21 protein-coding genes are annotated in these 15,929 nt (G+C 72.5%); 15 read left to right on the top strand and 6 right to left on the bottom strand.

The window, feature by feature from the left end; all coding sequences use genetic code 11:
* The first annotated feature begins 44 nt into the window (after positions 1-44).
* From AB0F81_RS21895 to AB0F81_RS21885, 3 genes are read left to right on the top strand one after another with little or no spacing between them, the layout of a single operon-like run.
* Positions 45-1,046 (top strand): tripartite tricarboxylate transporter substrate binding protein, encoded by a 1,002-nt coding sequence (locus tag AB0F81_RS21895; RefSeq protein WP_360200010.1) that lies wholly within the window; start codon positions 45-47, stop codon positions 1,044-1,046.
* Positions 1,043-1,570 (top strand): tripartite tricarboxylate transporter TctB family protein, encoded by a 528-nt coding sequence (locus AB0F81_RS21890; RefSeq protein WP_360200008.1) that lies wholly within the window; start codon positions 1,043-1,045, stop codon positions 1,568-1,570. Before AB0F81_RS21895 ends, AB0F81_RS21890 begins: the two co-directional genes overlap by 4 nt.
* Complete coding sequence (locus AB0F81_RS21885; protein ID WP_360200006.1) at positions 1,567-3,225, top strand: tripartite tricarboxylate transporter permease; 1,659 nt, start codon at positions 1,567-1,569, stop codon at positions 3,223-3,225. The genes AB0F81_RS21890 and AB0F81_RS21885 overlap by 4 nt, the downstream gene beginning before the upstream one ends.
* A gap of 161 nt (positions 3,226-3,386) precedes the next feature.
* Here AB0F81_RS21885 and AB0F81_RS21880 read toward each other — a convergent pair whose 3' ends face one another.
* Genes AB0F81_RS21880 through lepB form a run of 3 tightly spaced genes read right to left on the bottom strand, consistent with a single transcriptional unit; the run spans position 3,387 to position 5,221 of the window.
* Positions 3,387-4,103 (bottom strand): hypothetical protein, encoded by a 717-nt coding sequence (locus AB0F81_RS21880; protein WP_360200004.1) that lies wholly within the window; start codon positions 4,101-4,103, stop codon positions 3,387-3,389.
* A 4-nt stretch (positions 4,104-4,107) separates the two neighbouring features.
* Positions 4,108-4,692, bottom strand: coding sequence for an RNA polymerase sigma factor (locus AB0F81_RS21875; protein ID WP_360200002.1), 585 nt, complete (start codon positions 4,690-4,692; stop codon positions 4,108-4,110).
* Positions 4,693-4,738: 46 nt separating this feature from the next.
* Positions 4,739-5,221: a signal peptidase I gene (gene lepB / locus AB0F81_RS21870; RefSeq protein WP_360200000.1), complete on the bottom strand. Its 483-nt coding sequence runs from the start codon at positions 5,219-5,221 to the stop codon at positions 4,739-4,741.
* Positions 5,222-5,406: 185 nt separating this feature from the next.
* Between lepB and AB0F81_RS21865 the strand changes: the two genes are divergently transcribed.
* Complete coding sequence (locus AB0F81_RS21865; RefSeq protein WP_360199998.1) at positions 5,407-6,666, top strand: AfsR/SARP family transcriptional regulator; 1,260 nt, start codon at positions 5,407-5,409, stop codon at positions 6,664-6,666.
* A gap of 67 nt (positions 6,667-6,733) precedes the next feature.
* Here the strand turns inward: AB0F81_RS21865 and AB0F81_RS21860 are convergent, their stop codons facing one another.
* Positions 6,734-7,285, bottom strand: coding sequence for a CGNR zinc finger domain-containing protein (locus tag AB0F81_RS21860; RefSeq protein ID WP_360199996.1), 552 nt, complete (start codon positions 7,283-7,285; stop codon positions 6,734-6,736).
* 70 nt (positions 7,286-7,355) lie between these two features.
* Between AB0F81_RS21860 and AB0F81_RS21855 the strand changes: the two genes are divergently transcribed.
* The 3 genes from AB0F81_RS21855 to AB0F81_RS21845 are packed head-to-tail and all read left to right on the top strand — an operon-like array spanning position 7,356 to position 9,557.
* Positions 7,356-8,609 carry a DMT family transporter gene (locus AB0F81_RS21855; RefSeq protein ID WP_360199994.1) on the top strand — a complete coding sequence of 418 codons (1,254 nt, stop codon included), beginning with the start codon at positions 7,356-7,358 and terminating at the stop codon, positions 8,607-8,609.
* A complete protein-coding gene (locus AB0F81_RS21850; RefSeq protein ID WP_360199992.1) occupies positions 8,581-9,291 on the top strand; it encodes an ATP-binding protein in 711 nt (236 codons plus the stop codon). The genes AB0F81_RS21855 and AB0F81_RS21850 overlap by 29 nt, the downstream gene beginning before the upstream one ends.
* Positions 9,292-9,347: 56 nt before the next feature.
* Positions 9,348-9,557, top strand: coding sequence for a hypothetical protein (locus AB0F81_RS21845; RefSeq protein WP_360199990.1), 210 nt, complete (start codon positions 9,348-9,350; stop codon positions 9,555-9,557).
* On the opposite strand, the gene AB0F81_RS21840 is transcribed toward AB0F81_RS21845, so the two are convergent.
* The gene (locus AB0F81_RS21840; RefSeq protein WP_360199988.1) at positions 9,536-10,285 is read right to left on the bottom strand and encodes a BTAD domain-containing putative transcriptional regulator; all 750 of its coding nucleotides are present in this window, start codon (positions 10,283-10,285) and stop codon (positions 9,536-9,538) included. The genes AB0F81_RS21845 and AB0F81_RS21840 overlap by 22 nt on opposite strands.
* Before the next feature lie 171 nt (positions 10,286-10,456).
* Here AB0F81_RS21840 and AB0F81_RS21835 point away from each other — a divergent pair, with 171 nt between their 5' ends.
* The 7 genes from AB0F81_RS21835 (at position 10,457) to AB0F81_RS21805 (ending at position 14,462) form a co-directional block, all read left to right on the top strand.
* Positions 10,457-11,137, top strand: a complete 681-nt coding sequence (locus tag AB0F81_RS21835; RefSeq protein ID WP_360199986.1) for a BTAD domain-containing putative transcriptional regulator — start codon at positions 10,457-10,459, stop codon at positions 11,135-11,137.
* A gap of 24 nt (positions 11,138-11,161) precedes the next feature.
* Positions 11,162-11,620, top strand: a complete 459-nt coding sequence (locus AB0F81_RS21830) for a hypothetical protein (protein WP_360199984.1) — start codon at positions 11,162-11,164, stop codon at positions 11,618-11,620.
* A complete protein-coding gene (locus AB0F81_RS21825; RefSeq protein WP_360199982.1) occupies positions 11,607-12,227 on the top strand; it encodes a class F sortase in 621 nt (206 codons plus the stop codon). The genes AB0F81_RS21830 and AB0F81_RS21825 overlap by 14 nt, the downstream gene beginning before the upstream one ends.
* A 74-nt stretch (positions 12,228-12,301) precedes the next feature.
* A complete protein-coding gene (locus AB0F81_RS21820) occupies positions 12,302-12,763 on the top strand; it encodes an SRPBCC family protein (protein ID WP_360199980.1) in 462 nt (153 codons plus the stop codon).
* Positions 12,760-13,110, top strand: a complete 351-nt coding sequence (locus AB0F81_RS21815; protein WP_360199978.1) for a metalloregulator ArsR/SmtB family transcription factor — start codon at positions 12,760-12,762, stop codon at positions 13,108-13,110. Before AB0F81_RS21820 ends, AB0F81_RS21815 begins: the two co-directional genes overlap by 4 nt.
* A 23-nt stretch (positions 13,111-13,133) precedes the next feature.
* Positions 13,134-13,577, top strand: coding sequence for an SRPBCC domain-containing protein (locus AB0F81_RS21810; protein WP_360199976.1), 444 nt, complete (start codon positions 13,134-13,136; stop codon positions 13,575-13,577).
* 18 nt (positions 13,578-13,595) lie between these two features.
* Complete coding sequence (locus AB0F81_RS21805; RefSeq protein ID WP_360199974.1) at positions 13,596-14,462, top strand: hypothetical protein; 867 nt, start codon at positions 13,596-13,598, stop codon at positions 14,460-14,462.
* Here AB0F81_RS21805 and AB0F81_RS21800 read toward each other — a convergent pair.
* The gene (locus AB0F81_RS21800; RefSeq protein ID WP_360199972.1) at positions 14,443-15,564 is read right to left on the bottom strand and encodes a cellulose binding domain-containing protein; all 1,122 of its coding nucleotides are present in this window, start codon (positions 15,562-15,564) and stop codon (positions 14,443-14,445) included. The genes AB0F81_RS21805 and AB0F81_RS21800 overlap by 20 nt on opposite strands.
* A 131-nt stretch (positions 15,565-15,695) precedes the next feature.
* On the opposite strand from AB0F81_RS21800, the gene AB0F81_RS21795 reads away from it, so the two are divergent.
* Positions 15,696-15,929, top strand: a 234-nt coding sequence (locus tag AB0F81_RS21795) for a hypothetical protein (protein WP_360199970.1), incomplete at its 3' end; no start/stop codon positions are given.

The following is a 15,929-nucleotide window of genomic DNA, read 5'->3' as shown; positions in this document are numbered from 1 at the left end:
ACCATCATCGCGCCGGACACGGACGAAACGAAAGAGAAACAGCGATGAAACTTGTGGTCAGGGCCCTGGTCGGGGCGGTGGCTGCCGTTTCGGTGGCCGCGGTGAGCGCGTGCGGCGCGACCGCGGACGACGACGCGGGCGGCGCCGCCGGAAAGCCCGTCGCCGACCTGCGGATCATGGTGCCGAACAGCCCCGGCGGCGGCTACGACACCACGGCCCGCAGCATCGCGAAGATCATGGAGGACGACCGGATCGCGACCGGCGTCGAGGTCTTCAACCTCTCCGGGGCGGGCGGCACGGTCGGGCTGCAGCGCACGGTCAACGAGAAGGGCAACGGCAAGCTCGCCATGCAGATGGGGCTGGGCGTGGTCGGCGCCTCGTACACCCAGAAGTCGCCGGCGAAGCTCACCCAGACGACCCCGCTCGCCAAGGTCATCGAGGAGCCGGGGGCGATCGTCGTACCGAAGGACTCGCCGTACCGTACGATCGCGGATCTCGTCTCGGCCTGGAAGGCCGATCCGAAGAAGGTCGCCGTGGGCGGCGGATCGTCGCCCGGCGGCCCGGACCACCTGCTGCCGATGCAGCTCGCCAAGACCGTCGGCATCGACCCGCGACAGGTCAACTTCGTCTCCTACGACGGCGGCGGTGAGCTGCTGCCGGCCGTGCTCGGCGGCAAGATCGCGTTCGGGGCCAGCGGGGTCGGCGAGTTCCTCGACCAGGTCGAGGCCGGTCAGGTGCGGGTCCTCGCGGTCACCGGCGAGCAGCGCATCGACGCGGTCAAGGACGTGCCGACGCTCAAGGAGTCCGGCATCGACCTGGTCTTCACCAACTGGCGCGGCATCGTCGCGCCGCCGGAGATCACCGACGCCGACCGGCAGACCTGGATCGACGCGCTGACCCGGATGCACGGCACCGAGGCGTGGAAGGCCGAGCTGGCCAAGCACGGCTGGACCGACGCGTTCGTCACCGGCGAGCAGTTCGCCACGTTCCTCGCTGAACAGGACAAGTCCGTCGCCGACCTCCTCACCGGCCTCGGCCTGACATGACCGGCGCCCCCCAGCCGGTTCCGGCCCCGGCGAGCAGCCGGGGCCGGGACCGGGCCCAGTACGGCGTCTGCGTCTTCCTGGCCCTCGTCGGCATCCTGGTCATCGTCGACGCCGCCCTCACCGGCAACGCCACCAGCAGCAACGACCCGATCGGCCCGCGGCCGGTGCCGATCCTGCTCGGGGCGCTGCTGCTGATCGTCGCCGCGGTCTACGCCGCCGACGTGGCCCGCGGCGGCCGCGGTGAACCGGAGGGCGGCGAGGACGTCGACCTCACCACGCCGATCGACTGGCGCACCGTCCTGCTGCTCGCCGGCGCGTTCGCGGTGAACGCCGTGCTGATCGAACCGCTGGGCTGGGTGATCAGCGGTTCGCTGCTGTTCTGGTCGGCCGCCGTCGTCCTCGGCGCGCGCCGCCACCTGCTGACGATCGCGGTCGCGGTCGCGCTGGCGCTCGTCACCTTCTACGGGTTCGCGATCGGGCTGGGTGTGAACCTGCCCGCCGGAGCACTGCAAGGAATCCTGTGATCGACGACCTGACCTCCCTGCTCGACGGGTTCGCCAACGTCGCGACACCCGGGAACCTGCTGATCGCGCTGCTCGGCGTCACCGTCGGCACCGCCGTCGGGGTGCTGCCCGGCATCGGCGCGGCGATGACCGTCGCGCTGCTGCTGCCGCTCACCTACGGCCTGGAGCCGACGCAGGCCTTCATCATGTTCGCCGGCATCTTCTACGGCGGCATGTACGGCGGCTCCACCACGTCGATCCTGCTCAACACCCCCGGCGAGTCGTCGTCGGTGGTCACCGCCATCGAGGGCAACAAGATGGCCAAGGCCGGGCGCGCCGCCCAGGCCCTGGCCACCGCGGCCATCGGCTCGTTCGTCGCCGGCACGATCGGCACCCTGCTGCTGGTGCTGATCACCCCGCTGATGGTGGCGTTCGCCATCGACCTGGGCGCGCCGGACTACCTGGCCATCATGATCCTCGGCTTCATCGCGGTCAGCGCGGTGCTCGGCTCGTCCCGGGTCCGCGGGTTCGCCGCCCTGCTGATCGGCCTGGTCATCGGCCTGATCGGGATCGACAGGGTGACCGGCCAGCAGCGGCTCACCCTGGACGTCCCGCAGCTCGCCGACGGCATCGACGTGGTGGTCGTCGCGGTCGGCATCTTCGCCGTCGGCGAGACCCTGTGGGTCGCGGCCCACCTGCGCCGCCGCGCCGCCGAGGTGATCCCGGTCGGTCAGCCGTGGCTGCGGCGCGACGACTGGCGCCGCTCCTGGCGGCCGTGGCTGCGCGGCACCGCCCTGGGTTTCCCGTTCGGGGTGATGCCGGCCGGGGGCGCGGAGATCCCGACGTTTCTCTCCTACAGCCTGGAGAAGAGACTCAGCCGCCGCCCGGAGGAGTTCGGCAAGGGCGCGATCGAGGGCGTGGCCGGTCCGGAAGCCGCTAACAACGCGTCGGCGGCGGGCACGCTCGTACCGATGCTGGCGCTCGGCCTGCCCACCAACGCGACCGCGGCGGTCATGCTGGCCGCCTTCCAGACCTACGGGATCCAGCCCGGACCGCTGCTGCTGGAACGCGAATCGACCCTGGTCTGGACGCTGATCGCCAGCCTGTTCGTCGGCAACCTGCTGCTGCTCGTGCTCAACCTGCCGCTGGCCCCGGCCTGGGCGCGGCTGCTGCGCATCCCGCGCCCCTATCTGTACGCGGGCATCGTGTTCTTCGCCTCGATGGGCGCCTACGCCGTGAACGCCCAGCCGTTCGACCTGTTCCTGCTGCTCACCCTGGGTCTGCTCGGCTTCGCGATGCGCCGTTTCGGACTGCCCGTGCTGCCGCTGATCGTCGGCGTCATCCTCGGCCCGATCGCCGAACGGCAGGGCCGGATGGCCCTGCAGCTCTCCGGCGGCGACCTGTCCGGGCTGATCGGTGGCCCGGTGTCCTTCGCCGTCTACGCGACGATCGCGGTGATCGTGGCGTGGCCGCTGCTGCGCCGGTACCTGATCCGCCGCTCACCGGCTCCAGGCTCGGCGATCCAGGAACGCCTCGACCGCGGTCATGACCTGCCCGAGGACGGCGGCGGACCGGGCCAGCGGCTCGCCGGGCAGGAACGGCGCCCGGGCGGCGCGCAGGGCGGCGACGCACCGCTCGTCGGTGAGCAGCGGAGTGAGCCAGACGGCGGGAAGTGACCGCTCGGCGGCCAGCTCCGCCGCACAGGTGCCCAGCGACTTGCCGCTGATGGGGACCCAGGCCGCCTCCGGGGATGAACACGATGCCGCGTTCCACACCGGCCATTATGGTCGCCGCCGCTGTCGCCGGGCAGGCGTCGACGGTGACCCGCAGGCCGGTCCTATTTCTTCCCTCCGGTGTGGGTCGGCCGGGGCTTCTTCGACTTCTTCGTCTTCGGGGCGTTGCCGGGATGCGTCGTGCCGGTGGGATCGGCGGGCGAGGTGGTGACGCCCTGGCGGGCGCAGTAACGCTCGATGTTCTCCTCGCCGCCGGCGGCGGCGATCAGGTCCCGCCGGTCCCGGCCGTTCATCGGATGGCCGCCGGCGTCGGCCGTCTGCCAGGCCGCGCACCAGCCCGCCTGCGCCGGACCCAGGGGTACGGGCGTGCGCGGCGACGTGGCTCTCGGGGTGGGCGACGGGGCCGGCGCCGACGACGGGGTGCGGGTCGGCGCCCGGCTCGGCGTGGGCGCCGGCACGCCCAGTCCGGAGAACAGCCGGTGCGCGCCCTGCTGGACGCCGGTGGGCAGGTTGCCGGTCCGGGCCGCCACCGCGGTCCCGCTGACGCTCAGCACCGCGACCGCGGCCACCACGGTCACGACGAGCCTGCGGGTGGACCGCCGTGCCGGGACCGCCGGGATGTCGGGTCGCGTGGCCGCCGCGGCCCGGCGACGTTCGGCGGCGAGGGCGGCGACCATCGCCTGCTCGCCGCTCAGTTCGGTGGGGGAGGCCGGCGCTCGTACCGCGTCGAGCAGATGGTTGAGCGCCGGGTCGGCACGGTCGAGATCGAGCCGGCCGGATCGCCGGTCGCGGATCGCTCGCAGCGCGTCGCGCAGTCGCATCCCGCTACACCCCCTCGGTGGCTTCGTGACGCAGGATCTGCTCGGCGCGGCCGCGGACCTGCGGGTCAGCGGCCAGTCTGCGCAGTCCGCGCATGGTCGCGATCCGGACCGCGCCGCGGCCCTTGCCCAGCACCCGGGCGGTCGCCGCGACGTCGAGGCCGGCCACCACCCGCAGCATCACCGCCTCGGCCTGGTCGACCGGGAGCGCCGCGACCCGGCTCAGCGCCCAGGCGGTCTCGGTGCCCTCGATCACCTCGGCGGCGGCGTCCGGGACCGCCGCGCCGACGTCCACCGTCTCGGCCGCGTCCTCGAGGCGGCGCCCGGCCCGGCGCAGCTCGTCGATGCCGCGGTGCCGGGCGATGTGGAACAGCCAGGCCCGGAAGGCGACCGGGCTGCCGGTGAACCGGTCGAGGTCACGCGCGGCCTGCAACCAGGTCTCCGAGGCGACGTCCTCGGCGGCGTTGCCGGCCAGCACCCGCAGGTAGCGCAGGACCGCCGGGTGCAGCGCGCGCCAGAGAACGGCGAATCCGCGTTCGTCACCGTCCCGCGCCGCGATCAGCGCGTCGGCGAGTTCGTCATCCGTCGGCAAGTGAGCTCCCTCTGCAACAGGGGTGCACGCTACCCGCCGGCCGTCGTCAGGGCTGGACGACGCCGACCACGTTCGCCACCGGCAGTGGTCCGTTGTGGGACGAGTCGTTGGCCACACCACGGTTGTCGCCGAGGACGAAGACGTGCCCGGCCGGCACCGTGGTCGCGTCGAAGGCGACCGGTGGCTCGCCGTCGGTGTTGACGTGCGGCTCGTCCAGCGCGGCGCCGTTGCGGACCAGCCGGTCCCTGGCGTCGCAGCAGCTGATCGTGTCGCCGGGCACCGCGACCACCCGATAGACCCGGACCGTTCCCTCACCCCAGCTGCCGGGCGGCTGGAACGCGACGATGTCACCCGCGCGTGGCCGGTACGCCCCGGACTCGACCTCCGCCGCTCTGACGACGGCGCCCTCCTCGAAGGTCGGCGCCATCGAGATGGACTGGATCCGGTAACGCTTCTGGTCACCGGCCCCGCACGAGCCACCAGCGATCAGGGCGGAGACGAGTCCCACCAGGAGGAATGAGTTTCGCACCGGCTGATCATCACATTCACCGGCATCGTCCGAAGTGTATGGATCGCGCAGCGTTCTGCCGGTCGTTTCTGTTACTCGAAATGGCGACCTGACCGGTTGATAATGCTCACTGCGCGATTCTTCCCCTTCGCGTTGATCTCTCCCGGCTGACTTCCTAGCCTGGGGTCCGATCGAGGGGGAGATAGATGTCCATCGAGGTCCGTCTGCTCGGGCCGGTGGAGTTACGGGGAGAACACGGACCGGTCCACTCCGGACCGGCCAAACGGCGTGCGGTCCTCGCTGCGCTCGCACTGGAAGCCAACCGGCCGGTGACGCTGCACCGGCTCACCGAACTGCTCTGGGCCGGGGAACCGCCCCCGTCCGCGGTCGCGAACATCCGTAACCATGTGGCGGCACTGCGCCGTACGCTCGGCGGCCGTCTCGTCTCCCGGCACGGGGCGTACCAGCTGGACCTGGACCCGTACGAACTGGATGTGACCGAATTCCGGCGGCTCGCGGACAGCGGGCGAGGCGCGCTGGCGCTCGGGGAGGCCCGCCGGGCCGAACCGGACCTGGCAGCCGCCCTGCGGCTGTGGCGCGGGCCCGCCGGGCACGGGCTGCCGCGCGGCGCCGCCCTCGACGTCCTGCTCGCCGGCCTGGAAACCGACCGGCTGCGCACCGTGGAAGACCTCATCGAGGCGCGCCTGCGGCTGGGGCACGCCGGTGAGCTGGCCGCGATCCTGCGCGAGCACCTGGCTGCCCACCCGCTGCGGGAACGGGCCTGGGGGCAGCTCATGCTGGCGCTCTACCGGGCCGGTGACGTCGGCGCCGCGCTCGCCGCCTACCGGCAGGCGCAGGCCACACTGCAGGTTCAGCTCGGCGTCGACCCGGGCGGCGAACTCGCCGAACTGCACGTCGCGATGCTGGAACGGGCACCCCGCCTCGACCACCCGGGCGCCCGCGGCCGGGCCGCCGGCGTGGACGTGCCCCGCGAACTGCCCCCGGACCCGGCGTTCCTGACCGGCCACGCCGACGAGCTGGCGGCGGTGGTGGCCGGGGCGCACCGTACGCCGGCGGTGGTGGTCGTCCACGGCCCGGCCGGCAGCGGCAAGACCGCCCTGGTCACCCGGGCCGGCCACCGGCTGGCCGGCGCGTTCCCGGACGGTCAGATCTTCGCCGGCGCCGGGCCGGACGTCTCCGCGCCCGACCTGATGGCCCGGGTGCTGCGGGCCCTGGGAGTCCCGTCCGGCGAGGTGCCCGAGCGGGCCGACGAGCGGATCGGGCGCTACCGGTCGCTGCTGGCCGCCCGCCGGGTGCTGATCGTCCTGGACGCGGCCACCGACATCGGGCAGGTGCGCCCGCTCATCCCGGCAGCGGCCGGCTCGGCCCTGCTGGTGACCAGCCGCCGGCCCCTGCCCATGCCCGAGGCCGTCCCCCACGTCGCCCTGCGAGCGCCGTCCGGCTGAGGCGCCAGCAGGGCTTCGATGGTGCTGATCAGGCGTTGGTGCGCTGGAGCAGGTGGATCTCCGCCGGCTAGGAGTCCGAGCGGCGGGCCCGGAAAGCGATCATGTTGACCCGGTTGCCGCAGCGTACGGTGCAGAAGCGCTTGGAGCCGTTGCGGGACAGGTCGAGGAACAGGCCGGTGCAGTCCTCGGCCGCGCAGACGCGCAGGCGACCGGTTTCGTTCATCCGGATCACGTCGATCAGGGCCAGCGCGGCCTCCACCCGGATGCGTTCGGCCAGCGGCGCGCTGGGATCGGTGGCGTGGATGTGCCAGTCCGAGCCGTCGTGGCGGGTCAGGTACGGCAGGGCGCGTGCCTCGCGCAGCATCCGGTTGACCGCCTCGACGGCGTCGTCCCGGTCGAGGGTCCAGACTTCGCGCAGCTGGGAGCGGGCGTGGCGGACCGCGTTCAGCTCGGCCTCGTCGTGGTCGATGCGTCCCGAGTAGACGTAGCGGGAGAGCAGCTCGTCGAGCTGGTCGACGGTGGCCAGTTCGTCGGTGCCGGAGCGGCTGGCGGTCGCTTCGGTGTTGGCGAGGGCGACGACGAAGGTGAGCGCCTCCTCGGTGTCAGGGGCAAAAAGCAATTTGACTCCTTATCCGGCCCGGCCTAGCGTCAGGGGTGTAGCAACTTTAGTCCATTACAGGGGAGGGGCTGTGCGGATCTCGCCGCAGTACACCGGGCTGGCCGCCGCCGTCACGTCGGCCGCCACGTTCGCCACCTCCGGTGCGTTCATCAAACCGCTTCTGGAGGCCGGCTGGTCGCCGGCCGCCGCGGTCACCGCCCGGGCACTCACCGCCGGGCTGGTGCTGCTGCCGTTCGTGCTGCTCTCGCTGCACGGCCGATGGGACGCGCTGTGGCGGGCGCGCTGGCGGGTGCTCGGCATGGGCCTCATCGCGGTGGCGTTCACCCAGCTGGCCTACTTCGCGGCCATCCGGCGGGTGCCGGTCTCCACCGCGCTGCTGGTGGAATATCTGGCGCCGTTGCTGCTGGTGCTCTACGTCTGGGTGACCACCCGGCGGACGCCCCGGCCGGCCGTGCTGATCGGCTCGGTGCTCGCGATCGGCGGCCTGGTGCTGGTGATCGGGCCCGGCGCGCTGCAGGCCGTCGACCCGGTCGGCATCGCCCTGGCGTTCGCGGCCGCGATCGGCTGTGCGGTCTACTTCCTGGTCGCCGCCCGGCCCGCCGACGGTCTGCCGCCGGTCGCCCTGGCCGGCACCGGGCTGCTGCTCGGCGGAGCGGCCCTCGGCCTCACCGGCGCCGTCGGCCTGGTGCCGCTCACGACCAGTTTCGACACGGTGCCCCTGCTCGGCTCGACCGTGCCGTGGTGGGTTCCGCTCATGGTGGTCGCCATCTTCGGGACCGCGATCGCGTACGCATCGGGGATCTTCGGATCGGGCCGTCTCGGCCCGCGCCTGGCGTCCTTCGTCGGCCTGCTCGAGGTGGTGTTCGCCTCGGCCTTCGCCTGGCTGGTGGTCGACGAGGCGCTCACCCCGCTGCAGCTCGCCGGTGGCGTGCTGATCCTGGCCGGCATCGCCGCTATCCCGGCCGCGCCCGCGGTGCCCACCCCGGCCGAGCCGGCCGAGCCCGCCGAACCGGCCGTGCCGCGGCCGACCGGGCCGCGGCGCCCGCCTGAGACGTCCCCCGGTGGAGTGCACTATCTGAACGACTGCGGACGACAGCCGCCTGCCGACGTATTTTGGCGAGCGGATCCGCTGACGGCCTGCCTCGGCGGTGATCGCTCAAGCATCGGGCTCCCCGGTAATGGCACGTGTCCTCGGCACGCACCCCGGGCCGATCCCGGACACGCGGTCGCCCCGGTGCGGCAGCCGGAGCCGCGTCCGGATGCCGGAGGCCCTTCCCGTGGGGAAGGTACCGGCGGTGGCAGACAACTCCTATCTGATCGGTGACACGCCACAGTTGACCGTTCGCAACGACGTCGATGCGAGCGTGACCGAGCTGACCGTGCGGGGATCGTGGGACACCGACCTGCGGCACGCCACGATCCGGGCGCTGTGCGGCTGCCTCGCCGAGATGCCCCGCACGATGATCGTCGACCTGGCCGACCTGGCGGACCCGCACGGGGACTCCGCGCCGACCTGGCAGACCGCCCGTCAGTACGCGCGGTCGCACTGCGCCGAAACCACGCTGATGGTGTGCGCGGAGGGCAACGCGGCCGAAGCGAGGCGGTCCGCGCCCCAGCCGCCGTGGACCCACTACCGCCGGCTGGACCTGCGTGCCGAGCTCTCCTCCGCGGGCCTGGCCCGGGTGGTGACGCGGGACGCGTGCCAGGCCTGGGGCCGGCCGGCGCTGGCCAATCACGCCGTTTTCATCATGTCGGAGCTGGTGACCAACGCGGTGCTGCACACCGGCACGAAGATGGTCGCCTCGGTCTCGGTGCGCGGCCGGCGACTGCATCTCGCGGTGCGCGACGGCACCGGCACGCCGCCCCGTCTCGTCCGGGCGAACGGCACGCCGCTGTCGCGCGGGACGGGACTGCGGCTGGTGCGGGCCGCCAGCCACGCGTGGGGCGCGCTGCCCTGCCGGGACGGCAAGGTCGTGTGGGCCACCGTGGACGGCGGCGCCGGATAGATCGCCCGGCGCTCCCGTGACTGCCAGGTGACGGCCGCCCTGCGACGCTGCGGGGCATGGACGAGCAGCAGCGGGCGCCGGGCGTCTGTCTGATCCGGGTGCGGGTCCAGGCCGGGGCGCTGGTCATCACGATCATCCAGACCCCGGACATCACCGACCGGAGCGCGGAGACGACGGCGTCGTACGCGGAGGTGAACGACGCCGTCGAGGCCGTCCGGGCGTTTCTCGGCGGGTTCGCCGAGGCTCAGCGCTCGGCCGGCGCATAGGCGCGCCCCGGGCGCACCATCGCGAACAGACAGGGGTGCGGTTCGATGCCGAGCTCGGTGTTCAGCAGCCGGCGGTACGACGTGAACTGCCGCTTCGCCTCCACCCAGTTCCCCTCCGCGAGATGCGCCGCGAGCAGTGTGCGCTGGGCGCTCTCCCGCAGCGGCTCATTGGTGGCCGCGACCATCGCCGCCTCGACCGCCTCCCGGCAGCGGCCGAGACCGAGCAGGGTGGCGCTCAGCGACTCCAGGGCGTGCAGCAGCCGCTGGCGGATCCGCTCGCGTTCCATCAGCGCCCAGTCGTCGTACCAGCCCGGCAGCAGGTCGAGGCCGTCGACACCGGACGGGCGCACGGTCAGGTCGGTGGCGGTGGGCCGCCCGTCGATCAGCCGGTTCGCCCATCGGGTGATCACGTGGACGTCCACCACGACGTCGCCGCGCAGGCTCAGCGAGGATTTGCCGGCCTCGATCAACGGCACGCAGCCGCGGTTGAGCCGCCACAGCGAGGAGCGCAGGTTGCCGGCGGCGCGCAGGTCGTCACCGGCCGGCCAGAGCGTGCCCGCGGCGTGCCGGCGCTCGACGCGGTCGCCGTGCAGCGCTACGAACGCGAGCAGCCGCTTGCTGCCCTCCGGCACGCTGATGCGGCGTGCCGGCGCGGTGACGTACGGACCCCCGAACAGGTGCAGGACCGTGGCCCCCTCCGTACCGAGCAACTGCGCCCACGCGTCCATCGCTCCGCCTCCCGTCCGCCGGTCTCGTAACCTAGCCACCGCGCCGTCACACCCTCGTCAAAGCCGGTCCGGACGGCGGTGACGCTCCGGTGACGGTCCCTTCTGTCGGAAATCTGCTGTCGATCGACGTCCCGGGGCGAGCACGATGGGCTACGTCGGAGGGGGCACCCGATGGACGATCAGCCGGCCCGCGCCGGCCCCTACGAGCTGCGCCTGCTCGGCGGCTTCCTGCTGCTGTGCGGGGGCCGTGCGGTCGCGGTGCCCGCCTCCCTGCAGCGCATCGTCGCCTTCCTCGCCCTGCGCGGTCCCGCCCCGCGCCGTGCCGCTGCCGGCATCCTGTGGCCGTCCACCTGCGACGACCGGGCCATGGCGAGCCTGCGCACCGCGGTGTGGCGGCTACGGCGGATGGCGAGCGGCCTGCTCGTGCAGTCCGGTGAGCTGCTGGCCCTGGACGCGGCCGTGCAGGACGACGTGCACGGCGCCGACCGCACCGCCGACGCGCGCCGGCCCTGCGCCGAATTGCTCCCCGGCTGGTACGACGACTGGGTGATCATGGACCGGGAGCGCTTGCGGCACTGGCATATCCGGCTGCTGGAGACGGCCGCCGCCGCGGCGATCGAGGAGTCCGCCCTGGACGCGGCGCTCGACTGGGCGCTGGCCGCGGCGGCCGCCGACCCGCTGCGCGAGAGCGCCCACCGCCTGGTCATCGCCGCCCTGCTCGCCGACGGGAACGTCGGCGCCGCGCGCCGCCACCTCGCGCTGGTGCGCGACCTCTTCCGGGAACAGCTCGGCATCGCCCCGTCCGACCAGGTGGCAGCGTTGTTCCAGAAGGTCGCCGTGACTGTCCGGTGACGCACCGGTTCCTACCGTGGCGCCATGCCGCAGTATGAAACCGCGCCGCCGCCGGTGCGGCGCAACGTGCTCATCCTGCTCATCATCCTGTTCCTGGCGCTTCTGCTGCTGCTCGCCTTCTGCCTGGCGAACACCGACAGCAACGACTACGGCAACGGCCCGCCGCCGAGTTCCCGGCCGGTCGTGTCCCTCTCGTCCCGAGTGCCGGGGCCGGTCGTCGACTCACCGCCGAGCCCGCCGATCCCACCGCCGTCGTCGACGAGCCCCAGCGCGCTCCCGTCGTCGAGCAGCCCCACCGCGTCACCGTCGCCCTCTCCGAAGCCGGAGCCGTCGCCGTCCTCCCCGATGCCGAACGGTCCGCCGGACGCCGGGGGAGGGTCCACCGCCCCGGACGGCTTCCTGCGGTTCATCGGCGTCGCGCTCATGCTCTCCGCGCTGATCCCCGCCTGGTACTCGAGAAGATCACGCAGTGCGCGCGCCTGACCAGCGCCGCCCCTGGTGTGCGCTGCTCTCGGTCGTCCTGTTCGCCGCCGGCCTGGCGCTGGCTGCCCGGCCGGCCGAACCCGTGCCCGCCGCCCCGCCGGCCGCGCGGACGGCCGTTCGGCCGGTTCCGGTCGCCACGCGGCCGGCGGGCCTGCCACGGTCCGTCCCGGTGCTCCTCGACATCCCGGCCGCCGGCATCCGTACGGCGCTGACCCCGGTCGGCCTGAACCCGGACGGGACGCTCGCGATGCCGCCGCCCACCCGCACCGCGCCGGCCGGCTGGTACCGCCACCTCGCGGCGCCCGGCGAGATCGGCACGGCCGTCATCGCCGGTCATGTCGACTCCGCCCGCTTCGGCCCGGCCGTCTTCTACCGGCTCCGGGTCCTGCGGCCCGGCGACGCCGTCACGGTCCGGCGCGCCGACGGCGCCACCGCACGCTTCCTGGTCACCGCCACGAAGTGGTACGCCAAGAACCGCTTCCCCGCCGAGGCGGTGTACGGCCCGGCGAACCACGCCGCCCTGCGCCTGATCACCTGCGGGGGTTCCTTCGACCGCCGCGCCGGCCACTACCGCGACGTCCTGGTGGTCTACGCCGCCGCCCACTGACATGCAACCAATGGTTGCGCGTCTCGCCGGACCGGGCTAGTGTCATGCGCAACCAAAGGTTGCAGGAGGATGGCATGGAACTCGGAACCATCGAACGCGAGATCTTCGTCGAGGCGTCCCCGGAGATCGTCTTCGACGTGGTGAGCAGCCCCGAGCACGTCAAACAGTGGTGGCCGGACGACGCCCGTTACGACCCCACCCCCGGCGCCACCGGGCAGATCGTCTTCGACAACCCGGACAACGGCGGTGACGTCGTCTCGTTCACCGTCGTCGACGCCCAGCCGCCGACGATGTTCTCCTTCCGGTGGACCCATCCCGCCGGCGAGGTGGCCGCCGAGGGGAACTCGCTGCTGGTCACCTTCGAGTTGACCCCGTCCGGCGACGGCACGCTGCTGCGGATGACCGAGACCGGCTTCCGTGAGATGGGCTGGTCGGCCGCGGTGCTGGAGGACTGCTACCACGACCACGTCAGCGGCTGGGACCACTTCCTGCCCCGCATCGCGCCCTATGTCGCGACGCTGACGGTCCGGCCGTGAACACCGCGGTGGCCGAGCCGGTCGACGACGACCTCTGGTCGGCGATCGGCGACCCGACCCGCCGCCGGATGCTCGACCTGCTGCTCGTCGACGGCCACGGCACCGCCACCTCGCTGAGCCAGCAGATGTCGGTCACCCGCCAGGCGGTGGCGAAACACCTGGGCGTGCTCGACCGGGCCGGCCTGGTCCGGGCCGCCGCGGAGGGCCGCGAGCGGCGTTACCGGGTCGACGACGCCCAACTCGCCCGCGCCGTGGCGCAGCTGACCTCGGTCGGCACCGCCTGGGACGCCCGGCTGCAGCGCATCAAGCGGATCGCCGAGGCGATCCAGCGCACCCAACAGAGCTGATTCTCACGATCGGGAGGTACGACATGGTCGACATCCTGCACCGCGTCGGCGTCAAGGACGCGACGCCGCAGCACGTGTACGACGCACTGACCACCATCGACGGCTTGGCCGGCTGGTGGACCGAGGACACCAAGGGCGACACCGGCACCGGCGGTGTCATCGAGTTCCGCTTCCTGCCCGGCGGCTTCGACATGGAGGTCGTCGAGCAGCGCCCGGCCGAGCGGGTGGTGTGGCGGGTCGCCGACGGCCCGGAGGAATGGATCGGCACCACGATCAGCTGGGATCTGCGGCAGGACGGCGACTACACGATCGTGCTGTTCAAGCACGAGGGCTGGCAGAAGCCGGTCGAGTTCATGCACCACTGCAGCACCAAGTGGGCCTCTTATCTGCTGAGCCTCAAGTCGCTGGTGGAGACCGGCGAGGGTGCCCCGGCGCCACGCGACCTCCAGATCAGCGACTGGCACTGACGGGCGTACCGTCGGGGCATGATCAAGCGGCTGGCGTGGGTCTCGGCGGCGGAGGCCCGCGGGCGCGACGAGGACGAGGAACTGGCCCTGCCCGCGTTGCGGCGGGCCGGGGTCGAGGTCGACGTCGTGGTGTGGGACGACCCGGCGGTCCGGTGGGCCCGTTACGACCGGGTCGTCCTGCGCTCGACCTGGGACTATCCGCAGCGCCTGGAGCAGTTCCTGGCCTGGCTGGACTCGGTCGCGCAGGTCACCGAGCTGTGTAATCCGATGCCGATGCTGCGGTGGAACCTGGACAAGCACTACCTGGCCGACCTCGCCGGGGCCGGGGTGCCGGTCACCGAGACGACCTTCGTCGAGCCGGGGCAGGAGCCGGTCTTTCCGGACGGCGAGTTCGTGGTGAAACCCGCGGTCGGCGCGGGCAGCCGGGACGCCGCGTCGTACGGGCCGGGTGAGCACGACCTGGCCCGGGCGCACGTGGCGCGGCTGCACGACGCCCGGGCCTCGGTGCTCGTGCAGCCGTTGCTCAAGTCGGTCGCCGCCGAGGGGGAGTGGCCCCTGGTGTTCTTCGGCGGCCGCTACAGCCACGCCGCCGGCAAACGGGTGGCGCTGCCGCGGGCCGGCGTGATCGACGACCTGTTCGCCGAGGAGACCAACACGCCGTACGTCGCGGACGCCGAGCAGATCGCGACGGCGAACCGGGCGGTCGAGGTGGTGACCGCCCGGTTCGGTGTTCCGCTCTATGCCCGTGTGGATCTCGTCCGCGACGACCACGGGCGGCCGTGCGTGCTGGAGGTGGAGCTGGTGGAACCGTCGCTGTTCCTGCCGCAGGCGCCGTCCGAGGCGGTCGGCCGGCTGGTCAGCGAGTTCACCCGCGAGCGCAGGTAGTGCCGTTGAGGGTGAAGGTGGACGGCGACGCGAAGCTGCCGCTGTAGGTGCCCTGGAATCCGAAGGTGGCGCTGCTGCCCGCCGCGATGGCGCCGTTGTAGCCCACGTTGCGGGCGGTGACGGCGCCGGACGTGCCGCTGAGCGTGGTGCCCCAGGAGTTGGTGACCGACTGCCCGGAGGGCAGCGTGAACGCGAGGTTCCAGCCGTTGATCGCGGCGTTGCCGGTGTTGGCGACGGTGACGTTGGCGGTGAAGCCGTTGCTCCACACGTTGGTGGCATAGCTGACCCGGCAGGCGCTGGTGCCGGGCTGCGGGTTCGACGGTGAGGGCGAGGTGGGTCCGCCGCCGCCGCCGTTGACCGACGCGCTGAAGCTGTTCACCGCGAGGCCGGCGCCACCGATCCACGGCTCGAAGCCGGCCTGGATGCTGGTCAGGTACCACGAGTCGGTGACCGAGCTGCGGGACTTCACGTCGTTGATGAAGTCCAGGACGCTGAAGCTCCAGCTGGTGATCGGGGACGGCGCGACGTAGGAGACCACCGCGTTGGAGCCGTTGCTGCCACGCCACACCTCCCAGGTGCGGCCGCCGATCGTGGCGGTGCCCACGACCGAGCCGATCGGCTGGATCGAGCCCTGCCGGTTGAACCAGATCATGATCTCCTGCGCGTTGACCCCGTCGGTGCGCGGCGACGGGTCGAGCCAGATGTCGAACGACGCGTTGTAGGTGGCGCCGGAGACGTACGTGTAACTCACGCTGCTCGTGGCGCTGCTGATCGAACCGACCCGCATGGGCAGGTTGGTGCCGGGGGAGCACCGGGTGTAGTGGCAGCCGTAGTAGACGGCCGGATAGGACACCGGCGCGCCGCTGGTGTTGCCGACGCTCTGCTGGCTGGTGATCCGGAAGCCGGTGTCGGTGACGTTGATGCACTGTTCGGCGGTGCCGCCCCAGCGGTTGTTCATGGCGACGTAGCGGCCGCCGATCGTGGTGGCGCCGTACTGCTCGCAGATCAGCGTGTCGGCCTGGGCGGGTTGGGCGACGACCAGCGCGGTCAGTCCGGCGATCGTGCAGAGGGCGGCGGCGAGGGGACGGAAGGCACGTCTCATGGAAGCTCCTTGGGCCGGGACCGGAAACCCAATGGGGGATTGTGGGAGCGCTCCCGCGCGACGTTACAACACATCGACATTCATGAGAAGAAGCCCGTAACTCTTCCGGCGCTCCCTCGTTGGGGATACGGATGACTCTTCGGCGAGCGGCGTACGCCGTACCGTTGCTGGTGGTCGTGGTGGTGCTCGGCGTGCTGCCGCCGGCCGCCGCTGCCGGCCTGCTCACCTCCTGCTCCGCGGTGATCGCCGTGCTGATGGCGCGGGCGGCGTTCGGCGGCCGCGCTGCCGGGCCGCGCCTGCGCGTGCTGGCCCTGGATGAAGTAGAGCCGCCGGGTCGGCAGGGCGGCCTGCGACGCCAGCACGTG

The sequence above is a fragment of the Actinoplanes sp. NPDC024001 genome (assembly GCF_040638955.1).
Classification (GTDB): Bacteria; Actinomycetota; Actinomycetes; order Mycobacteriales; family Micromonosporaceae; genus Actinoplanes.
Note: the sequence above shows the minus strand (reverse complement) of the source record. Positions and strands in the feature narration are given on the sequence as shown.